The organism is Amycolatopsis methanolica 239 (genome assembly GCF_000739085.1).
Lineage (GTDB): Bacteria > Actinomycetota > Actinomycetes > Mycobacteriales > Pseudonocardiaceae > Amycolatopsis_E > Amycolatopsis_E methanolica.
Genome location: NZ_CP009110.1, coordinates 4,003,541 through 4,020,223, shown reverse-complemented (window position 1 = coordinate 4,020,223; position 16,683 = coordinate 4,003,541). Strand labels below are relative to the sequence as shown.

16 protein-coding genes and 3 pseudogenes are annotated in these 16,683 nt (G+C 71.3%); 10 read left to right on the top strand and 9 right to left on the bottom strand.

Annotated elements, in window-relative coordinates; genetic code table 11:
- The first annotated feature begins 23 nt into the window (after positions 1-23).
- The 4 genes from AMETH_RS19530 to AMETH_RS19515 are packed head-to-tail and all read left to right on the top strand — an operon-like array spanning position 24 to position 4,693.
- Complete coding sequence (locus tag AMETH_RS19530) at positions 24-1,112, top strand: M20 family metallopeptidase (protein WP_223843232.1); 1,089 nt, start codon at positions 24-26, stop codon at positions 1,110-1,112.
- Positions 1,109-1,948 carry a GNAT family N-acetyltransferase gene (locus AMETH_RS19525; RefSeq protein ID WP_017982829.1) on the top strand — a complete coding sequence of 280 codons (840 nt, stop codon included), beginning with the start codon at positions 1,109-1,111 and terminating at the stop codon, positions 1,946-1,948. The genes AMETH_RS19530 and AMETH_RS19525 overlap by 4 nt, the downstream gene beginning before the upstream one ends.
- Positions 1,945-3,051 carry an o-succinylbenzoate synthase gene (gene menC, locus AMETH_RS19520; protein ID WP_017982828.1) on the top strand — a complete coding sequence of 369 codons (1,107 nt, stop codon included), beginning with the start codon at positions 1,945-1,947 and terminating at the stop codon, positions 3,049-3,051. Before AMETH_RS19525 ends, menC begins: the two co-directional genes overlap by 4 nt.
- Before the next feature lie 25 nt (positions 3,052-3,076).
- Positions 3,077-4,693, top strand: a complete 1,617-nt coding sequence (locus AMETH_RS19515; protein ID WP_017982827.1) for a PucR family transcriptional regulator — start codon at positions 3,077-3,079, stop codon at positions 4,691-4,693.
- A 42-nt stretch (positions 4,694-4,735) separates the two neighbouring features.
- Here the strand turns inward: AMETH_RS19515 and AMETH_RS19510 are convergent, their stop codons facing one another.
- The 3 genes and pseudogenes from AMETH_RS19510 to AMETH_RS42925 all read right to left on the bottom strand — a co-directional run.
- The gene (locus AMETH_RS19510; RefSeq protein WP_267283488.1) at positions 4,736-5,542 is read right to left on the bottom strand and encodes an MFS transporter; all 807 of its coding nucleotides are present in this window, start codon (positions 5,540-5,542) and stop codon (positions 4,736-4,738) included.
- Between the two features lie 442 nt (positions 5,543-5,984).
- Positions 5,985-6,299 carry an MFS transporter gene (locus AMETH_RS42930; protein WP_458645615.1) on the bottom strand — a complete coding sequence of 105 codons (315 nt, stop codon included), beginning with the start codon at positions 6,297-6,299 and terminating at the stop codon, positions 5,985-5,987.
- 9 nt (positions 6,300-6,308) lie between these two features.
- Positions 6,309-7,000: pseudogene (locus AMETH_RS42925) on the bottom strand (aldehyde dehydrogenase family protein); the annotation flags it as partial.
- A 91-nt stretch (positions 7,001-7,091) separates the two neighbouring features.
- On the opposite strand from AMETH_RS42925, the pseudogene AMETH_RS42665 reads away from it, so the two are divergent.
- A pseudogene (locus tag AMETH_RS42665) lies at positions 7,092-7,415 on the top strand (PucR family transcriptional regulator ligand-binding domain-containing protein); the annotation flags it as partial.
- 143 nt (positions 7,416-7,558) lie between these two features.
- Here AMETH_RS42665 and AMETH_RS40450 read toward each other — a convergent pair.
- A complete protein-coding gene (locus AMETH_RS40450) occupies positions 7,559-7,987 on the bottom strand; it encodes a hypothetical protein (protein WP_017982822.1) in 429 nt (142 codons plus the stop codon).
- 142 nt (positions 7,988-8,129) lie between these two features.
- Here AMETH_RS40450 and AMETH_RS39265 point away from each other — a divergent pair, with 142 nt between their 5' ends.
- From AMETH_RS39265 to AMETH_RS40445, 3 genes and pseudogenes are all read left to right on the top strand, one after another.
- Positions 8,130-8,291: a hypothetical protein gene (locus AMETH_RS39265; protein ID WP_017982821.1), complete on the top strand. Its 162-nt coding sequence runs from the start codon at positions 8,130-8,132 to the stop codon at positions 8,289-8,291.
- Positions 8,292-8,293: 2 nt separating this feature from the next.
- Entirely contained in the window at positions 8,294-8,569 is a 276-nt protein-coding gene (locus tag AMETH_RS39260) for a helix-turn-helix domain-containing protein (RefSeq protein WP_017982820.1), read from the top strand.
- Positions 8,570-8,618: 49 nt separating this feature from the next.
- Positions 8,619-8,761 (top strand): annotated as a pseudogene (locus AMETH_RS40445) (transposase); the annotation flags it as partial.
- Between the two features lie 121 nt (positions 8,762-8,882).
- On the opposite strand, the gene AMETH_RS38085 reads toward AMETH_RS40445, so the two are convergent.
- From AMETH_RS38085 to AMETH_RS37035, 5 genes are all read right to left on the bottom strand, one after another.
- Positions 8,883-9,227, bottom strand: coding sequence for an alkaline phosphatase PhoX (locus tag AMETH_RS38085; protein WP_156131845.1), 345 nt, complete (start codon positions 9,225-9,227; stop codon positions 8,883-8,885).
- A 206-nt stretch (positions 9,228-9,433) separates the two neighbouring features.
- Positions 9,434-12,184 (bottom strand): bifunctional YncE/alkaline phosphatase family protein, encoded by a 2,751-nt coding sequence (locus tag AMETH_RS19495; RefSeq protein WP_017982819.1) that lies wholly within the window; start codon positions 12,182-12,184, stop codon positions 9,434-9,436.
- Between the two features lie 3 nt (positions 12,185-12,187).
- Positions 12,188-13,540 (bottom strand): ABC-2 family transporter permease, encoded by a 1,353-nt coding sequence (locus AMETH_RS19490; protein WP_017982818.1) that lies wholly within the window; start codon positions 13,538-13,540, stop codon positions 12,188-12,190.
- Positions 13,537-14,457, bottom strand: a complete 921-nt coding sequence (locus tag AMETH_RS19485) for an ABC transporter ATP-binding protein (protein ID WP_017982817.1) — start codon at positions 14,455-14,457, stop codon at positions 13,537-13,539. Before AMETH_RS19485 ends, AMETH_RS19490 begins: the two co-directional genes overlap by 4 nt.
- A 287-nt stretch (positions 14,458-14,744) precedes the next feature.
- Positions 14,745-15,038, bottom strand: a complete 294-nt coding sequence (locus tag AMETH_RS37035) for a hypothetical protein (RefSeq protein ID WP_081617557.1) — start codon at positions 15,036-15,038, stop codon at positions 14,745-14,747.
- Positions 15,039-15,065: 27 nt separating this feature from the next.
- Between AMETH_RS37035 and AMETH_RS19480 the strand changes: the two genes are divergently transcribed.
- Together AMETH_RS19480 and AMETH_RS19475 are read left to right on the top strand one after the other, a co-directional pair.
- Positions 15,066-16,139: a tyrosine-type recombinase/integrase gene (locus AMETH_RS19480; RefSeq protein WP_017982815.1), complete on the top strand. Its 1,074-nt coding sequence runs from the start codon at positions 15,066-15,068 to the stop codon at positions 16,137-16,139.
- A gap of 22 nt (positions 16,140-16,161) precedes the next feature.
- A complete protein-coding gene (locus tag AMETH_RS19475; RefSeq protein WP_017982814.1) occupies positions 16,162-16,461 on the top strand; it encodes a helix-turn-helix domain-containing protein in 300 nt (99 codons plus the stop codon).
- Positions 16,462-16,683 lie beyond the last annotated feature (222 nt).

Below are 16,683 nucleotides of genomic sequence, written 5' to 3'. Positions count from 1 at the left end.
TGCCGTTCCCGGACCTGCCCGCGATGCTCGACGACATCGAGCGGCTGGTCACCCGCGAATCGCCGTCCGCGGACCACGCGGCCGTGGCCGCGAGCGCGGACACGCTCGCGCGCATCGGCGAGCGGCTCCTCGGGGCGCCGCCGGACCGGATCGTCCGCGACGGGTGGACCCACCTGTGCTGGCGGTTCGGCCGCGGCCCGGCGCGGGTCCTGCTGCTCGGCCACCACGACACCGTGTGGCCGCTCGGATCCCTGACCACGCATCCGTACACAGTGGAGGGTGACGTGCTGCGCGGGCCCGGCTGCTTCGACATGAAGGCCGGGGCGGTGATGGCCCTGCACGCCGTGGCCGCGCTCGGCGACCGGGCCGGGGTGACCATCCTGATCACCGGTGACGAGGAGCTCGGCTCGCCCAGCTCGCGTGCCCTGATCGAGGACGAGGCCGCGGGCTGCGCCGCCGCGCTGGTGCTGGAGGCGTCCGCCGACGGCGGGGCGCTCAAGACCGAGCGCAAGGGCGTGTCGCTGTACCAGGTCCGGGTGAAGGGCCGGGCCGCGCACGCCGGACTGGAACCGGAACGCGGCGTCAACGCCACCGTCGAGCTGGCACACCAGATCCTGGCGGTGGCGGGTCTCGCCGACGCCGAGCGCGGCACGAGCGTGACGCCGACCGTGCTGTCCGCAGGCACCACGGCGAACACCGTGCCCGCCGACGGGCGGTTCGCGGTCGACGTGCGCGTCCGCAGCGCGGCCGAGCAGTCCAGGGTGGACGAGCGGATGCGGGCGCTGGAGTCCGCTGTGGAGGGTTCGGTGGTGGAGGTGCTGGGCGGCCCCAACCGGCCCCCGATGGAAGCGGAGTCGTCGGCCGCGCTGTTCGCCCGCGCGCAGAAGGTGGCGGCCACGCTCGGCCTGGCGCCGCTGACCGCCGCCGCGGTCGGGGGAGCCTCGGACGGCAACTTCACCGCGGGCGCCGGGGTGCCCACCCTCGACGGGCTGGGTGCCGTCGGCGGCGGAGCGCACGCCGACACCGAGCACGTGCGGATCGGCGAGCTGCCCGGCCGCACCGCGCTGGTGTCGGCACTGGTCGCCGACCTGCTGACGGACGCGCGCCGGTGAGGACCAGTCCCGAGGAGGCCGCGGCCAAGGCGGCGGTCGCGGCGGGCGTCCGCGTCCGCGAGGTCGCCGAACTGCGAGAGCTGGAGGCGGTGTACCGGCTATTCGACCTGATCTGGCGCCCCGATCCGGCCAACCCGCCGGTGACCACCGAACTCATGCGCGCGCTGACCAAGGCGGGCAACTACGTCTCCGGCGCCTTCGTCGGGGACGAGCTGGTGGGCGCCTGCGTCGGGTTCTTCGGCACGCCCGGCGTGATGCACAGCCACATCGCGGGCGTGGCCCCGGTGATGGCCGGGCGCAGCGTCGGGCTGGCGCTCAAGCTGCACCAGCGCGCCTGGGCGCTGCCGCGGGGGATCTCGGTGATCGAGTGGACCTTCGACCCGCTGGTGAGCCGCAACGCCTACTTCAACCTCGGCAAGCTCGCCGCCGAGGCCGTGGAGTACCTGCCGAACTTCTACGGCGGGATGCACGACCACATCAACGGCGACGACGACACCGACCGGCTGCTGGTGCACTGGCGCATCGGCGCCCCCGAGGTCGAAGCAGCCTGCGACGGCACACCCCGCCGCGTCAGCGCGCCGCCCGGCGCGGTCGTGGCGCTCGGCGTGGAGAACGACACACCCCGCGCCGGCAGTCTCGACGGGCCGGCCCTGCTGGTCGCCGCCCCGCGGGACATCGAGACGCTGCGCCGCGCGGACCCGCGTCTGGCGTGGCAGTGGCGGATCGCGGTGCGCGACACGCTCGGCACGTTGCTGGCCGAGGGCGCGCGCGTCGCGGGATTCGACAGGACCGGGTGGTACGTCGTCACCCGCGTGGCGAAGGAGGACAGCGCGTGAAACTGACCGGAGTGGAACTGCGCCGCATCGAGATGCCGCTGGTGGCTCCGTTCCGGACCTCGTTCGGCACGCAGACCGCCCGCGACATCCTGCTGGTGCGGGTCGAGACGGACGAGGCCGTGGGCTGGGGCGAATGCGGCGCACTGGCCGACCCGCTCTACTCGCCGGAGTACGTGGACGGCGCGGCCGACGTGCTGCGGCGCTTCTTCGTGCCCGCGCTCGCGGCCGCCGACCACCTCGACGCCACCGCGGTGGGCAGGGTGCTGGCACCGTTCAAGGGACACCGCATGGCCAAGGCCGCGCTGGAGATGGCGGTGCTCGACGCCGAGCTGCGCGCCCAAGGCCGCCCGCTGGCGCGGGAACTGGGCGCGGTGCGCGACCGCGTGCCGTGCGGGGTGTCGGTCGGGATCATGGGTTCGGTCGGCGAACTCCTCGACACCGTCGGCGGCTACCTCGACGCCGGGTACGTCCGGATCAAGCTGAAGATCCAGCCCGGGTGGGACGTCGAGCCGGTACGGGCGGTCCGGGAACGCTTCGGCGACGACGTGCTGCTGCAGGTCGACGCCAACACCGCGTACACCCTCGCCGACGCGCGGCACCTGGCCCGGCTCGACCCGTTCGGGCTGCTGCTGATCGAGCAGCCACTGGACGAGGAGGACGTGCTCGGGCACGCGGAGCTCGCCAAGCGGCTGGCCACGCCGGTGTGCCTGGACGAGTCGATCGTGTCGGCGAAGTCGGCCGCGGACGCGATCGCGCTCGGCGCGTGCCAGGTCGTCAACATCAAGCCCGGCCGGGTCGGCGGCTACCTGGAAGCCCGCCGGGTGCACGACGTGTGCGCCGCCAACGGCGTGCCGGTGTGGTGCGGCGGCATGCTCGAATCCGGGCTGGGCCGCGCCGCCAACGTCGCGCTCGCGGCGCTGCCCGGCTTCACGCTGCCCGGCGATACCTCCGCCTCCGACCGCTACTATCGCACCGACATCATCGAGCCGTTCGTGCTCTCCGGCGGGCACCTGGACGTGCCCGCGGGGCCGGGCATCGGGGTGGATCCGGTGCCGGAGCTGCTGGCCGAGGTGACGACGGCGACCGAGCGGGTGGCCTGCTGAGCCGGCGAGGAGGTGGGGCGTCGCGGTGAGCGCCGGTGTGGTCCGTGTCCTCGACGACCTCGGTGGCACGCTGCTCGACCTCGTCCACGGTGACCCGGGCGGCGCCGGGGACATCGGTGGCGTCGCGATCCACGACCCGTTCGAGGAACCCGTGCTGCCCCGCCACGCGCTCGTGCTGGGCGTGGGCGTCCGCGAGCCGGCGGACGTTGTCCGCCTGCTGCGCGGGCTCGGCAAGCAGGAGGCGGCGGGGCTGGTGGTGCGCGCGCCGGTCGCCGTGCCGGCGGAGGTCACCGCCGCCGTCGACGAGACCGGCGTGGTGTTGCTGGGCCTGACGCGCGGGGCGTCCTGGGCGCAGCTGGCCGCGATGCTGCGGGCGCTGCTCGCCGAGGGCGACGTCGGCCAGGCCGAGCCGGAGATGCTGGGCGGCGTCCCCTCCGGCGACCTGTTCGCGGTGGCCAACGCGATCGCGGAGCTGATCGACGCGCCGGTGACGATCGAGGACCCGCGCTCGCGGGTGCTGGCGTTCTCCGGCCGCCAGGACGAAGCCGACCCGTCCCGGGTGGAGACGATCCTGGGACGGCAGGTGCCGGAACGCTTCGCCCGGATGCTCACCGACCGGGGCGTGTTCCGCGAGCTGTACCGCAGCGACCGGCTGGTCTACGTCGACGCGCTGGTCAACCTCGACGGCCTCACGATGCCCCGGGTCGCCGTCGCCGTGCGGGCGGGCGACGAGGTGCTCGGCTCGATCTGGGCGGCGGTCCGGGAGCCGCTCAGCGCCGAACGCGAGCAGGCGCTGCGGGAGGCGGCGCGGCTCGTCGCGTTGCACATGCTGCGGGTCCGCGCGGGCACCGACGTGTCCCGCCGCCTACGCGCCGAACTGCTCAGCACCGCGCTCGAAGGCGGCGCCGGAGCACGCGAGGCCATGGCCCGGCTGGGGCTGGCGGGCCGTCCGGTGGTGGTGCTGGCGCTCGCGCTCGCCGACCGCGGCCCCGGCGAGCGCGACGACGCCGGGGTGGCGACCGAACTGCAACGGGTGAGCGACGGCCTCGCGATGCACCTGACCGCGGTGCACCCGCGTGCCGCGAGCGCCCTCGTCGGGGACGTGGCCTACGGGCTGGTCCCGGTGGAGGGCGAGGGCGACGGCGAGCAGTGGGCGGTGTCCATCGCGACCGAATTCGTGGACCGCGTGGGGGAGCGGGTGCCTGCGGTCGTCGCGATCGGACCGGTCGCCGAGGACGTCGCGGCACTGGCCGGCGCCCGGGCCAGCGCGGACCGGGCGCTGCGGGTGCTGCGGGCGGAACCGCGCACCGGCCGCCGGGTCGCCCGCCTGGCCGACGTCCAGGTGGAGGCGCTGCTGCTGGAGCCGCGCGACCTGGTCGCCGCACGGGGCGACCGCCCGACCGGCCCGGTCGCCCGGTTGTTCGACTACGACCGGCAGCACAACACCAACCTGGTCGAGACGCTGCGCGCGTGGCTGGACTCCTTCGGCGACGTGAACGCGGCCGCCAACGCGGTCTACGTGCACCCCAACACCTTCCGCTACCGGCTGCGGCGCCTGGCCGAGGTCGCGCAGCTGGACCTGTCCGACCCGGAGGCCCGCTTCGCCGCGATGCTGCAGCTGCGGGTGATCGCGCCCCGCTGACGCCGGAGACCCCCGCAGCCGGCTGCGGGGGTCTCCGGTCGTTCAGCTCGCGGTGGACGTCCGGTCGCGCCGCAGCGTCTCCGGCGTGCAGATCGCCGCGATCAGGCTGATCAGCGCGCCGCACGCCAGGTACCCCGCGGGCGCGTAGGTGCTTTGCGTGGCCTGCACGATGGCGGTGGCGACCAGCGGGCCCGCGCCGCCGAGGAGCACCACGCCGATGTTGTAGCCGATGCCGACCCCGCTGTACCGGCGGGCGGTGGGGAACAGCCCGGCGAAGATCGCCGGCTGCGGCGCCAGCATCAGCGCCTCGCCGATCACCACGAGCGGCAGCCCGGGCACCAGGAACCCGAACGACAGCCGGTGCAGCAGCAGGAACCCCAGCGGCGCGGTGACCAGCACCCAGATCGCCCCGGCGATGAGGAACGGCTTGCGCCCGGCGCGGTCGCACAGGCGCGCGAACACCACGGTCAGCACCATCATCACGACCATCGCGGCGAACCCGGCCAGCTTCGCCTGCGCGGCGGGCACCTTCAGCTCGGTGGTCAGGAACGTGGGCCCGTACACCAGCAGCACGTAGGTGCACATCGTCGGCGAGCACACCAGCGCGGCGATCCGCAGGATCGACCGCCAGTCGTGCCGCAGGGTGGCGCGCAGCGGGGCGCGTTCGTGCTCGCCGGAGGCGGCCACCTGCGCGAACTCCGGTGTCTCGTCCAGCCGCAGTCGCATGTAGAGCCCGATCAGGCCCAGCGGCAGCGCGATCAGGAACGGGACCCGCCAGCCCCACGACTCCAGCGCGGCGGCGGAGCGCACCTCGGTGAACAGCAGCGCGGACAGGCTGGCCACCATCATGCCGAGCACGATCGTGATCGTCTGCCAGCTCCCGTAGTAGGCGCGCCGCCCGGGCGTCCGGTTCTCGATCGGAGAAGTTCTGCAGCCCGCGCAACACGACGAGCAGCACCGGCGCGGCGATGCCGAGCGTGGCGTACCCGGGCAGCAGCCTGATCGCGAACGTCGCCCCGCACATCAGCAGCAGCACCGTGACCAGCACCGGACGACGGCCGATGCGGTCGGCCAGCGGGCCGAAGAACAGGGCGCCCAAGCGGGCGGAACCCGGAGGTGAAGCCGAACACGCCGAAGGTGGCCAGCAGCCGGGCCATCGGGTCGGCGCCGGCGAAGAACGTCGCTCCGATGTGGACGGCGACGAAACCGTACACGGAGAACTCGTACCACTCGACGAGGTGGCCGAAGACCGTCGCGAGGTAGATCCGCCTCCGCGGGACGGGGGCCTGCGTCACGACGCGCTCCCTTCGAGCGTGCTAGGCGTGGCGGTCCGGGCGGTCCGGGCGGTCTCGTCGGCGAAGACCTGCTCCAGCGTCTTGCCGGTGACGCGGGGCCCGAACAGCCGGATGACGAGCGCGCCCACGGCCAGCAGCGCGGCCATCACCGCGAACACGCCGACGAACCCGATCGAGCCGAACGCCAGGCCGATGACGACCGGTGCGGTGAGCCCGCCCGCGTTACCCGCCGTCGAGGCGAGCCCGGCGCCGGTGGCGCGAATCGCGGTCGGGTACACCTCCGAGCAGTACGGGAACACGATGCCGGAGATGCAGGTGAGCGCGATCGGCGTCGACCCGACGAAGCTCACCGCCTTGACGTCAGGGTTGGTCAGCAGTTCGTCCACCGCGTCCTTGCCGCCCTGCAGTACATTGAACACGCCGTCGGGCAACCCGGCTTCGGCCCACAGCTTCGCCAGCCACAGCGACGCCGAAGGGTCCTTCTCACTTGGCTTGAGCACCACGGTGTTACCGGCGGCGATGGCGATGGGGAAGAACCACATCGGGACCATCGCGGGGAAGTTGAACGGCGAGATGATCGCCACGGGCCCGAGCCGCTGGCGCAGCGAGCTGACGTCGACCGAGGTCGAGGCGTTCTCGCTCAGGCCGCCTTTGAGCAGGTGCGCGATACCGCAGGCGAACTCGATGACTTCCTGACCGCGGCTGATCTCGCCGAGCGCGTCCGAGCGGACCTTGCCGTGCTCCGTGGTGATAATGGCCGCGAGTTCTTCCTTGCGCTCGTTGAGCAACTCACCGAACCGGAACAGGATCGCCGTGCGCTTGGTGAGCGAGGTTTCGCGCCACCTCGGGAACGCCGCGGTCGCGGCACCGATCACGTGCCGGGCGTCCGGGACGCCGGCCAGCGCGACGTGGCCCGTGATCGCGCCGGTCGCGGGGTTCGTCACCGGCGTGGTGTTCCCGCTCGTGCCCGGGTACGGCTTGTGTCGGTCCAGTGGGCGATGGTGTGTGGCATGTCGTCCTCACTCGCGAGATCGGTCCGTCAAGGACAGCGTGCCGAGGTACCGCCCGTCGTGTCGTAAACAGGTCGCCAGATTCTTTACACTGTGACAGTGCTACCGACAGTTCGCGACGTGCTCGCCCTGCCCGTCCTCCGGAGGGGCGTGCCCGAGGTCGTCGGTGGGGGAGCTCATCTCGACCGTGCCGTGCGATGGGTGCACGTCAGCGAGTGGAGCGACCCCACCGGCCTGCTCGAAGGGGGCGAGCTGCTGCTGACCACGGGCCTTCCGCTGGTCGGCGAGCCGGCCAAGGTCAGGACCGACCTGGACATCCTCGCCCAGCACGACGTGTCCGGGCTCGTCGTCGAACTCGGTACCCAGCTGGCGGAGGTGCCGCGCTACCTGGCCGAGTTCGCCGACGACGCGGGCCTTCCGGTCGTGACCTTGTCGAAGGCGATCCGCTTCGTCGAGGTCACCCAAGAGGTCCACAACGGATCGTCGCCGACCGCTATGCGGAGGTCGAGTTCGCGCGGACCACGCACGAGGTGTTCACCTCGTGCAACATCGCGTGCGCCTCATCCACGGACATCGTCCCCCAGGCGTCCCAGCTCGTCGGTCAGCCGCTGGTTCTGGAAGACCTCAACAGGCGTGTCCTCACCTTCTGCGCGGCAGGCAGGCCGACCGCGCCCCTGCTCGCCCAGTGGGCGGAGCGATCGCGACGGCAGGAGGCGGATCCGGCGGCCGAGGAGTGGGCCTCCGTCGAGGTGGGGCTCGGCCCGGAACGGTGGGCGCGGCTCCTGCTGCCCGAACCCGTGCGGGACCGGGCACGTGTCACGATGGTCCTCGAACGTGCGGCCCAGTCCCTGCACCTGCATCGCATAATCCAGCAGGAACGTGATGCCCTCGTAGGGCAGGCACCACGGCGGGTTGCTGGACGACCTGCGTGCCGGGCGCACCACCGACGACAGCGAAGCCCTGGCCCGCGCCGAGGCACTCGGGCTCACGCGCGACGCGCCGCGCCATCACCACAGCCGGCCACACCGCGATCGTCTCCCTGCCGCGGGAAGGCACGGTGACCGCGGTGTTTTCCTGCGCCAAAGCGGAATCCGCGCTCGCCGCGGTGTGTGACAGGGAATCGGGCCGGGCGTGACGGAGGAGTGGGTCGCCGGGACGGCACGGCCGTCCGGCGCGCTCGTGCACGCCGCGCAGGGTCTGGACGAAGCCGGCCACGTCGCCGAAGCCGGGCTCGGCCTCGTGAGTCGCGACGGCTGCTGCGGTCGCCGGACGTCCGGCTTCGCGGACTGCTGACCTTGTTGCGCGACGACCATCGGGCGCAGGCGTTCGCCGAACGGGAGCTCGGCGCCTTGCTCGACCACGACGCGCGCTCACACGGCGCTCTGCTGACTTTGCTGCGCACCTACCTGGTCTCCGGCGGGTCCAAAGCCCGTACCGCCGAGCTCACCGGGCTGAGCCGTCCCACGCTCTACAGCAGACTGGAGACGATCGAACGGATACTCGGGGTATCCCTCGACACGCCGGAATCGAGAACCTCCTTGGACGACGCCCTCATGATCATGGACGGCTGACCACCCGGGGGCACGCGACCGAGTCTCTGATGCGAGGCGGTCACCCGCGTATCTCGCCGTGGTGGTGGATCACGACACCGGCAGGGTGGTCTGGGCGGCGCCGGGCAACGACAAAGGCTCTGGTCGCGTTCTTCGAGTTGCTCGGGACCCCACCGCTGCGCGCGGACCACCCATGTGTCAGCGGATGCAGCCGCGCCCGGCCTTGAACCGGGTGATCTCCGCGACCTGCTGATCGTCGGTCAGGAGGAACTCATGGTGCCCCACAGCTGGCGCCCTACAGGAGCAGACCAATCGCCTGCTCCTGGTCAAGCCATCACGGAGACACGGACATCCGCGAGCGCGAATCACCGATGCTCGCTCGCCGGTCTCTCGCAGATCTCGAACGTGAAGGTGGGGTGGAAGCCGCAGCGCCGGTAGACGGCGGCTGATCTGCTTTCGCTCGTCCTGTCGACCAGCAGCACCGCTCTGGCGACGCCCGCTGCCGCGAACCGTGTAGCGCGCTGCGGACCAGGTATTCCGCTTCCCAGCAGTAGCCGGTGTCGACCTCTTCGCAGGAGATCCGGGTGTTCCACGGGGTGGCACCGCCGGCGCAGTGGCGGTTGGTGCCCCACAGGATCCGGTAGGCGCCGGTGACGCGCGCGTTCGCGTCGAACCTGATCGCACTCGCGCCGCCGCGTTACAGGGGAGGGGAAGCCGGCCGGCGAAAAGTGCGGTAAATGGAGGAATCTGGCGTGTGAACACGGTTCGCCATGAACTGTGCGCCGGTGCATGACCGGAATGCGGTCTTGTCCGCGGGTTTCGCACCACGTGGAAAGGCCCCCGCCCGGATGCGCTCCGGACGGGGGCCTCTCGGGCAACAATCTGTCAGCCCTCGGACTCCGAGGACGGGATGTAGGCGCCCGGAACCTGCTCCGGGGCGTAGATCCGGTCCTCACCGGGGTAGGGCTGGGCCCACCCGTGCGTCTGGTACCAGGTGAAGTGGTCCATCTGCGCGGGGTTGGCGTAGTCCGGCACGGCGTCCGGCCCGGTCAGGCGCTGGTGCGACTGCCACTCCGTCCACTGTGCCGCCACCTGCTGTTTGTCCGCGGGCACCGCGTCCGGCGCGACGGCCGCGGCGGTGGCGTTCTGCGGAGCGGGCACGTCCGCGCCGCACGGGGGCAGCGTCTTCAGGCCCGCGGTGAGGGAGGTCCGGTTGGGCAGCGCGGTGAACGGCGTGAAGTCCGGCGTCTGGGTGAATGCCGCGCCCATCGGCGTCGCCGCGCTGTCCTTCTGGTTCATCGGGTGGATCCCGAGGATCTGCTCGACGGTCCGGATCATCGTGATCTGCGAATAGTAGTGGCTGTCGACCACCCCGTGCCGCGCCCACGGGCTGATGATCTGGATCGGCGCGCGGTGACCGTCGATGTGGTCGAGGCCGGCCTGCGAGTCGTCCTCCACGACGAAGATCGCCGAGTCCTTCCAGTACGGGCTGTGCGAGATCGTGTCGACGATCTCGCCGACCGCGGCGTCGTTGTCCGCGACCTGGGCGGCGCCGTTGGGCGGGCCACCGGTGTGGTCGCTGGACAGCCAGAACATGTTCAGGTTCGCCGGCCCGTTCTGGGCGAAGTCACGCTTCCAGATCTCGGCACGGTAGATGTCCGGCACACTGGTGTCAAACTTCGGGAACCCGTGCACCGACACGTCGTTGAGCGACGGGATCGGCGAGGACGACACCATCGGGTAGGTCGTGTTCTGGCCTGTTGCCTGCATGTTCCTGGTGTCGCAGTACAGGTTCTGCCAGGTGGCGCCCGCGGGCTTGGTCAGGAACTGCTGGAACTCGCCGAAGTTGCGCACCGACTTCCCGGCCGCCTGGGCGCCGGACCAGATGAAGCCCGTCCGCTGGTGCCCGAGCGCGTCGTCCTCGGTGTCGTAGCTGCGGGTGTACTCACCAGCCGAGGACTCGGTGTACTCCGGGTTGTCGGCCTGCATCAGCCAGTTGTGGCCTTCGGCGGAGTTCGTTCCGATGTCGTAGGTGTTGTCGTAGAGCCCGAACTGGCGGGCGAGCGCGTGCTGGTTCGGCGTCACATTCTCGCCGAACTGCGCCAGCGCCGGGTCGCCGTTGCCCTCCGGCATGTCACCGAAGACCTGGTCGTAGGTCCGGTTCTCCTTGACGATCAGGAACACGTGGTTGATCGTCGACGGCTCGCCGAGCTTCTGCGGCACCGGCACCGGGGTCTTGCTGCTGTTGTCCTTGGCGAGCTGGACGGAGTTGCCGATCCACCCGTTCTGCTGGAAGACCTTCGCCGTGTAGCCGTGGATCGCGGCGTCGCTGGGCAGCTGGAACTTCTGCAGGCTGGCGGTGGTGTCGTGGGTGGCGTGCCCGGCCGCGGTGGTGGGGCGGCGGGCGTCGATGCCGCGGGTGTTGGACACCAGCACGTCGTTGCCGACGGTCGTGATCTCGGCGGGGAAGTAGTCGGTCGGGAGCAGGCCGACGTAGCTGACCGGCTCGAGCGGGCTGGTGTAGCGGTAGACGGCGACCGCGTTGGCGCGGCCAAGCGTCACCAGCAGGTGCCCGTCGTCGGTGAGGGTCACCGCGTCGGGCTCGTAGCCCACTGATGCCTCCGGCCACGGCTGGGTCGCGATGGTCTGGACGACCTTGTCGCTGGCCGTGTCGATGACCGAGACGTCGTTGGTGGCGGTGTTGGTGACGAACAGCGCGCCGTTCTTGGCGTACAGGGCGGTCGGGTGCAGGCCGACGTCGACGCTGCGGGGCGCGGCCGCCGGGTTCGCGAGGTCGATGACGCTGACCGTGCCGGTGGTGGTGGCACCGGTCGACGGGTCGGCGGGAACCTGGGTGTTGTAGGACTTCAGCGTCGGCTCGCCCGGCTGGGCCGGGCGGCCGCCCTCGTTGCTGACGTAGAGCTTGGTGCCGACCTGCGCCAGGTCCCGCGGCGCGTTGCCCACGGCCCAGCTCTGCTGGATCGCGCCGGTCGCCGCGTTGATCGCGACCACCCGGTTCTGGCCGTTGACCGCGGAGTACACAGTGGACCCGTCGGGGGAGAACACAGCCTGCCCGACGAGCGCGTGCCGGGGGCCGTCCGCCGGGATGGGGACGAAGACCGGGTTGGCGACGCTGCCGTCCGGGTTCACGGTGAGCCTGCGGTAGCCGTCGCTCTGGCCGAGCCACAGCTGCTTGCCGTCGGGTGAGTAGGTGGGGCCTTCCTGGCCCACGTCGTTGCCCGGGATGCGCAGGTTCGCCGACGCGGAGTTGCCGACGAGCTGCTGCACCTTCCAGCCCCTGAGGTCCACGATGGACAGTGCCAGGCCGCCGTCGGTGATGGCGGCGGCGAGGTGCGTGCCGTCCGGGCTCACCGCGGACGACATGATCTTGCCGTCGTTCAGGACCAGGCGGTCGCCGATCGGGTCGATGTACTGGTCGGCGGAGACGACCTGGCCCCGGTCGGTGACCTGGCCGACCTGGTCCTCACCGAACTGCTGGGTCTGCGCGGCACCGATCCCGGTGCCGGTGGCGGCGAGCGCCAGGGCGGTGGCGCCGGCTGTCGCGAGCCGGGCGCGGCGGCCGGGCGCGCCGGACCGGCCCTGCTCGGCACGCCGTCTGCGGCGTGTTACCTGCATTGACTATCCCTTCGTGGTGGTGGGGAGGAGTTCGACGTTGCCGTCGAACTGCCAGAGGGGGTTCGGGGTGTCCCCGGTGGGGGTGTGCACCTGGAAGTAGCCGTTGACTTCCTTCGGGCCGTCGCCGTCGGCGACGAACCGGCCGTCCGGGGTGACATCGAGCTGGTAGATGGCGGTGCCGGTGGCCTCGATGCCGGGGAGGTGCCAGGAGACGACGCAACGCCATTCGTTGCCGGGGCCTTCGGGGGCGACCAGGCCGTCGCCCTTGGTGCAGGCCGCCGTGGCGCCCAGCTGGTCCTCGGTCACGTCGGGCCGGTTGAGTTGCGTGGTCTGCAGGCGGTAGAGGTGGGCGAAGGCCGTGGCCACCGACCGCTGGAGCTTGTCCTGCCCAATGCCGGAACCCGCGGCGGGCACCGAGACCGCGACGGCCCCGACTGTCACGGCGAGGAGCCCGGCCAGCGGCAGCGCGCCGAGGGTGAGCGCGCGGCGGGCGGAACCGTCGTCGGTGAGGTTGGTGAAGTCCCGGCGCCGGAACACCAGGTACGCCAGCGCGGTGGCCGCCACCGCCCACACGAGACCGATCGCGACGCTGATCAGCAGCGGCCCGAGCTGGGCGGGAGCGGTGAACAGGCCGTTCCAGGCGATGAAGGCGTAGGTGGGCAGGGCCAGGCGCACGGCGACCGGCAGCGGCAGCATCTGGGCCAGCCCCATCACCAGTGCGACGACCGCGGGCAGCAGCAGACCCATCGGCGACCGTCCCAACGCGACAGAACCGAGGAGGCCGATCGCGGCCAGCGCCAGGGTCGGGGCGAGCACGCAGACCCAGGCGAGGGCCACCTTTCCGGCGGCGTCCGCGGGAGCGAGCAGGTGGCCGTCGAGTCCGACCAGGCGGCCGCCGCTGACCGCCAGGATCCCGCCGACGGCGCTGGACAACGCCATCCCGGCGACGAGTACCAGGATGACGGTGAGTGCGGTCAGCGCCTTGGCGGTGAAGATCCGCTGCGGCGACCGGACCGCCACCAGCAGGTGCCGCCAGGTGCCGAGGCGGTCCTCTGCGGCGAACACGTCGCCGGCGACCACCGAGGTCAGCAGGGGGAGCGCGTAGCTGCCCGCGAAGCCGAGCATCACCAGCGAACCCGCCCAGCCGGTGGCGTTCATCCATCGGCCGAAGAGGGTGTCCACGGGCAGCGAGCTCTGCAGGCTCACCGCCGCGACGAACACCGCGGGGGCGATCCAGCAGGCCAGGACCAGCAGGCGGATCCGCCACTGCGAGGTGAGCTTGACCAGTTCGAAGTGGTAGCCGCGCAAGACCGGGACCGGCTGCGCGGCGGGCGCGTCGGACACGGTCGCGGTCATCGGTGGGACTCCTGGTGGTCGGTGAGGGCGAGGAATGCGGCTTCGAGCGGCGAGACGACGGGGGCGAGTTCGCGCACCGCGATGCCCGCACCGGCGAGGCGGACCACGAGTTCGTCGAGGGCGGGCACCGGGGCGCGCACCACGAGCGCGTCGCCGGTGTCCCGTGCGGCGTTGTCGGCGAGCCGGACGCCCGGGGTGGCGGCGGCGACGTCGCGGGCCGCGCCCGGGTCGGAGGTGCGCAGCCGGTAGTCGAGTTCCTGGCTCTCGGCCGCGAGCTTGCCCAGGGGGCCGGAGAAGACGACGCGGCCGGTGGCGAGGATGGTGACCTCGGAGCACAGCGCCTCGAGGTCGTCCATGCGGTGGCTGGAGAGCACCGCGGTGGTGCCCTCGCCGGCCAGGCGGTGCAGGACGGCGTGGACGTGGTTCTTGCCTGCCGGGTCGAGGCCGTTGGACGGCTCGTCGAGCACCAGGAGCCGGGGTGCGGTGAGCAGGGCCGCGGCCAGCCCGAGCCGCTGGCGCATGCCGAGGGAGAACCCGCGGACCCGGTCGTCGGCGACATCGGTGAGCCCGACCTGGCCGAGCACGTCGTCGATCCCGGCTGTTCGTGTGTCGAGACCGCGGAGGCGGGCCAGCGCGGTAAGGTTCTGGCGCGCGGTCAGCGACGGGTACAGGCCGGGGCCGTCGACGAATCCGGCGACCCCGTGCGGCGCAGCCGGGGCAGGCGTGCCGAGGATTTCGAGGTCGCCCTCGTCGGCGACGGCGAGGCCCAGCAACAAGCCGAGCAACGTCGTCTTCCCGGCGCCGTTCGGGCCCACCAGGCCGTGGATCTGTCCCGGAGCGACATCCAGGTCGACACCGTCGAGCGCGACGATGTCCCCGAAGTATTTGCTGATCCCGCGAGCCCGGACAGTCTGCATGGGTTTCTCAGCTCCTTCACAACTCGGCCCCCGGAACTTAGGCACAGCAAGTGACTCGGCCCGGCCCGCTGGATGAACGGCGGCGAAACGCGCGCTGACCGGCACGTCGCTAACGTCGATCGTGGACATTTCGGACTGGCTCGCGTGGCTCGTCCGAGGTGCCGGCGATTTTCGATCTCGCAGGACCCGTGGCGGTTCAGATCACGGGCAGGGGCAATCGAGCTGCCGCCAAGCTGTTCAGAGGGCGGGTTTTCTCGCGCGCGGCCTGTAAACCGAGCCGACCGGCGTCACGCCGTCGGCGTGTAGCGCAGCGTCCCCGCGATGTCTCCACCGCCCGGCACGTCGTCGCGCCGGACTGCCAGCAGCCGGGCGCCGGAGAGCCAGGCGCGGCGCATGATCTCGTCCACGACGCTGCCGGGGCCCTCGGCCGCGAAGGTGACTGTCAGAACACTTACGAGTTCCTCCGGGCTGGAGAAGCCCTGGTCACGCCTTCTTGCAGGTAGCCGTGGGTTCGCGCGATCGCGAGGATAGGTTGACGTTTGGTCGGGATTGCTGAAAGATCGTCGGACATCGCGACGCATGGTCGCTCCTGGTGAATCGGGGTGTGGATGGCGCTCGCGGTGGTCCGGTCGCTGAGCAGCGGGCGACGGTTGTGTACTCCGCAGGACCTGGAGGACTTCGAGCAGGAACTGATTGACCAGTATCTGCTGGCCGCGGTGGGCGATGAAACGATCCGGCAGGACCGGATGGTGATCTTCGAGTTTGCGCGCTTCCTTGGACGTCCGTTGTGGACGGCGCACGCCGAGGATGCCGACAGGTTCTTGCGTGACCAGCGCAAGGCTCGGGGACTGGCACGATCCACTGTCTACAAGAAGTCGCTCGCGCTGGCGCAGTTGTTCGACTTCCTGATCGCCCGCTACCAGGGCGACGTCCACGCGTTGACGGGCCATGTGCTGGTACAGCCCATCGATGAGTTCAACCGGCCGGTCAATCGGGATTACGGCCAGGCCCGGGTTCCGCCGTCCGATGACGATGTCGACCTGCTGTTCACTGGTTGGCGCACGGTGGTGCCCAGACCGCGGAAGTACCTGCCGGCGGCTCGGGATTACCTGGCAGCGTCGTTGTGGCGTCGGGTCGGGCTGCGTATCACCGAAACCACCATGCTCGACGTGCGGGACTGGCGGCCGGATCTGGGGGAACTCGGCAAACTGCACGTCCGCTACGGCAAAGGAAGCCGTGGCCGCGGCCACAAGACGCGACTGGTTCCCGCGAGCAACGGCGCCGACGCGCTGCTCACGTGGTGGTTGACCGATGTGCGCCACCAGTTCGGTGATGACTGGGCGGATCCGGACGCGCCACTGCTGCCCAGCGAACGCCGCGACCGGGACACCGGACGCTGTCGGCGCGCGGGCGTCAACTCGTTGCGATCGGGATTCACCGGGGCAGTCGCGAAGCACCTCCCGGCGTGGAGCGGGCGTCTGTCGCCACACGGCATGCGGCACTATTGCGCCTCGTCGCTGTATGCCCGAGGCGTCGACCTCAAAGCCGTGCAAGAACTCCTGGGCCACGAGTGGTTGTCCACGACGACCCGCTACGTGCACGTCCACGACGACCACATCGAACATGCCTGGGCGGTCGCCAACGACCGGATCGCGGCGCGGCTGATTGATCGGGAAGGGTGATCCGATGCGCTGGAATCTGAGGATGAAGGCCGCCGAGGCAGGGATCTGGAAGTCCTCCGAGTTGCGGCGTCGCCTGGCTGAGGCCGGGCTGGAGATCAGCGCCGGGAAGATGTCGGGCTGGTGGACCACAACGCCGACCACCATCCGGCTCGATGACCTGGACGTGCTGTGCTCGGTGCTGGGTTGCCAGCCCACCGACCTCCTGGTCTGCGAACCGGACAAAGTCGCCGAGCGGGCACCCAAGGCGCGCACGGAAGCCACCACCGGCGGGCCGGCGATCACACCACGGCTGGGCCGCAACAGGTCAGAGCCCCCCGCGTGAAAAGTGGTCCCCCGAGGCTGTGCCCCGGTTGCAACGTCAAGCCAGTCGCCTGGTCGGGTCAGCGCAACGCCCGCTGTTACGACTGCATGCCCGGCGGGCCGCACACCGCGCCACCTTGCCGCCGATGCTCGTCCACCGTGGACTTTTTCTCGGCAGGCTTGTGCGCCTTGTGTCATCCCAAAGCGCCGCAGCACCCTGAACCGTCACGGGTTGGGGACCGGC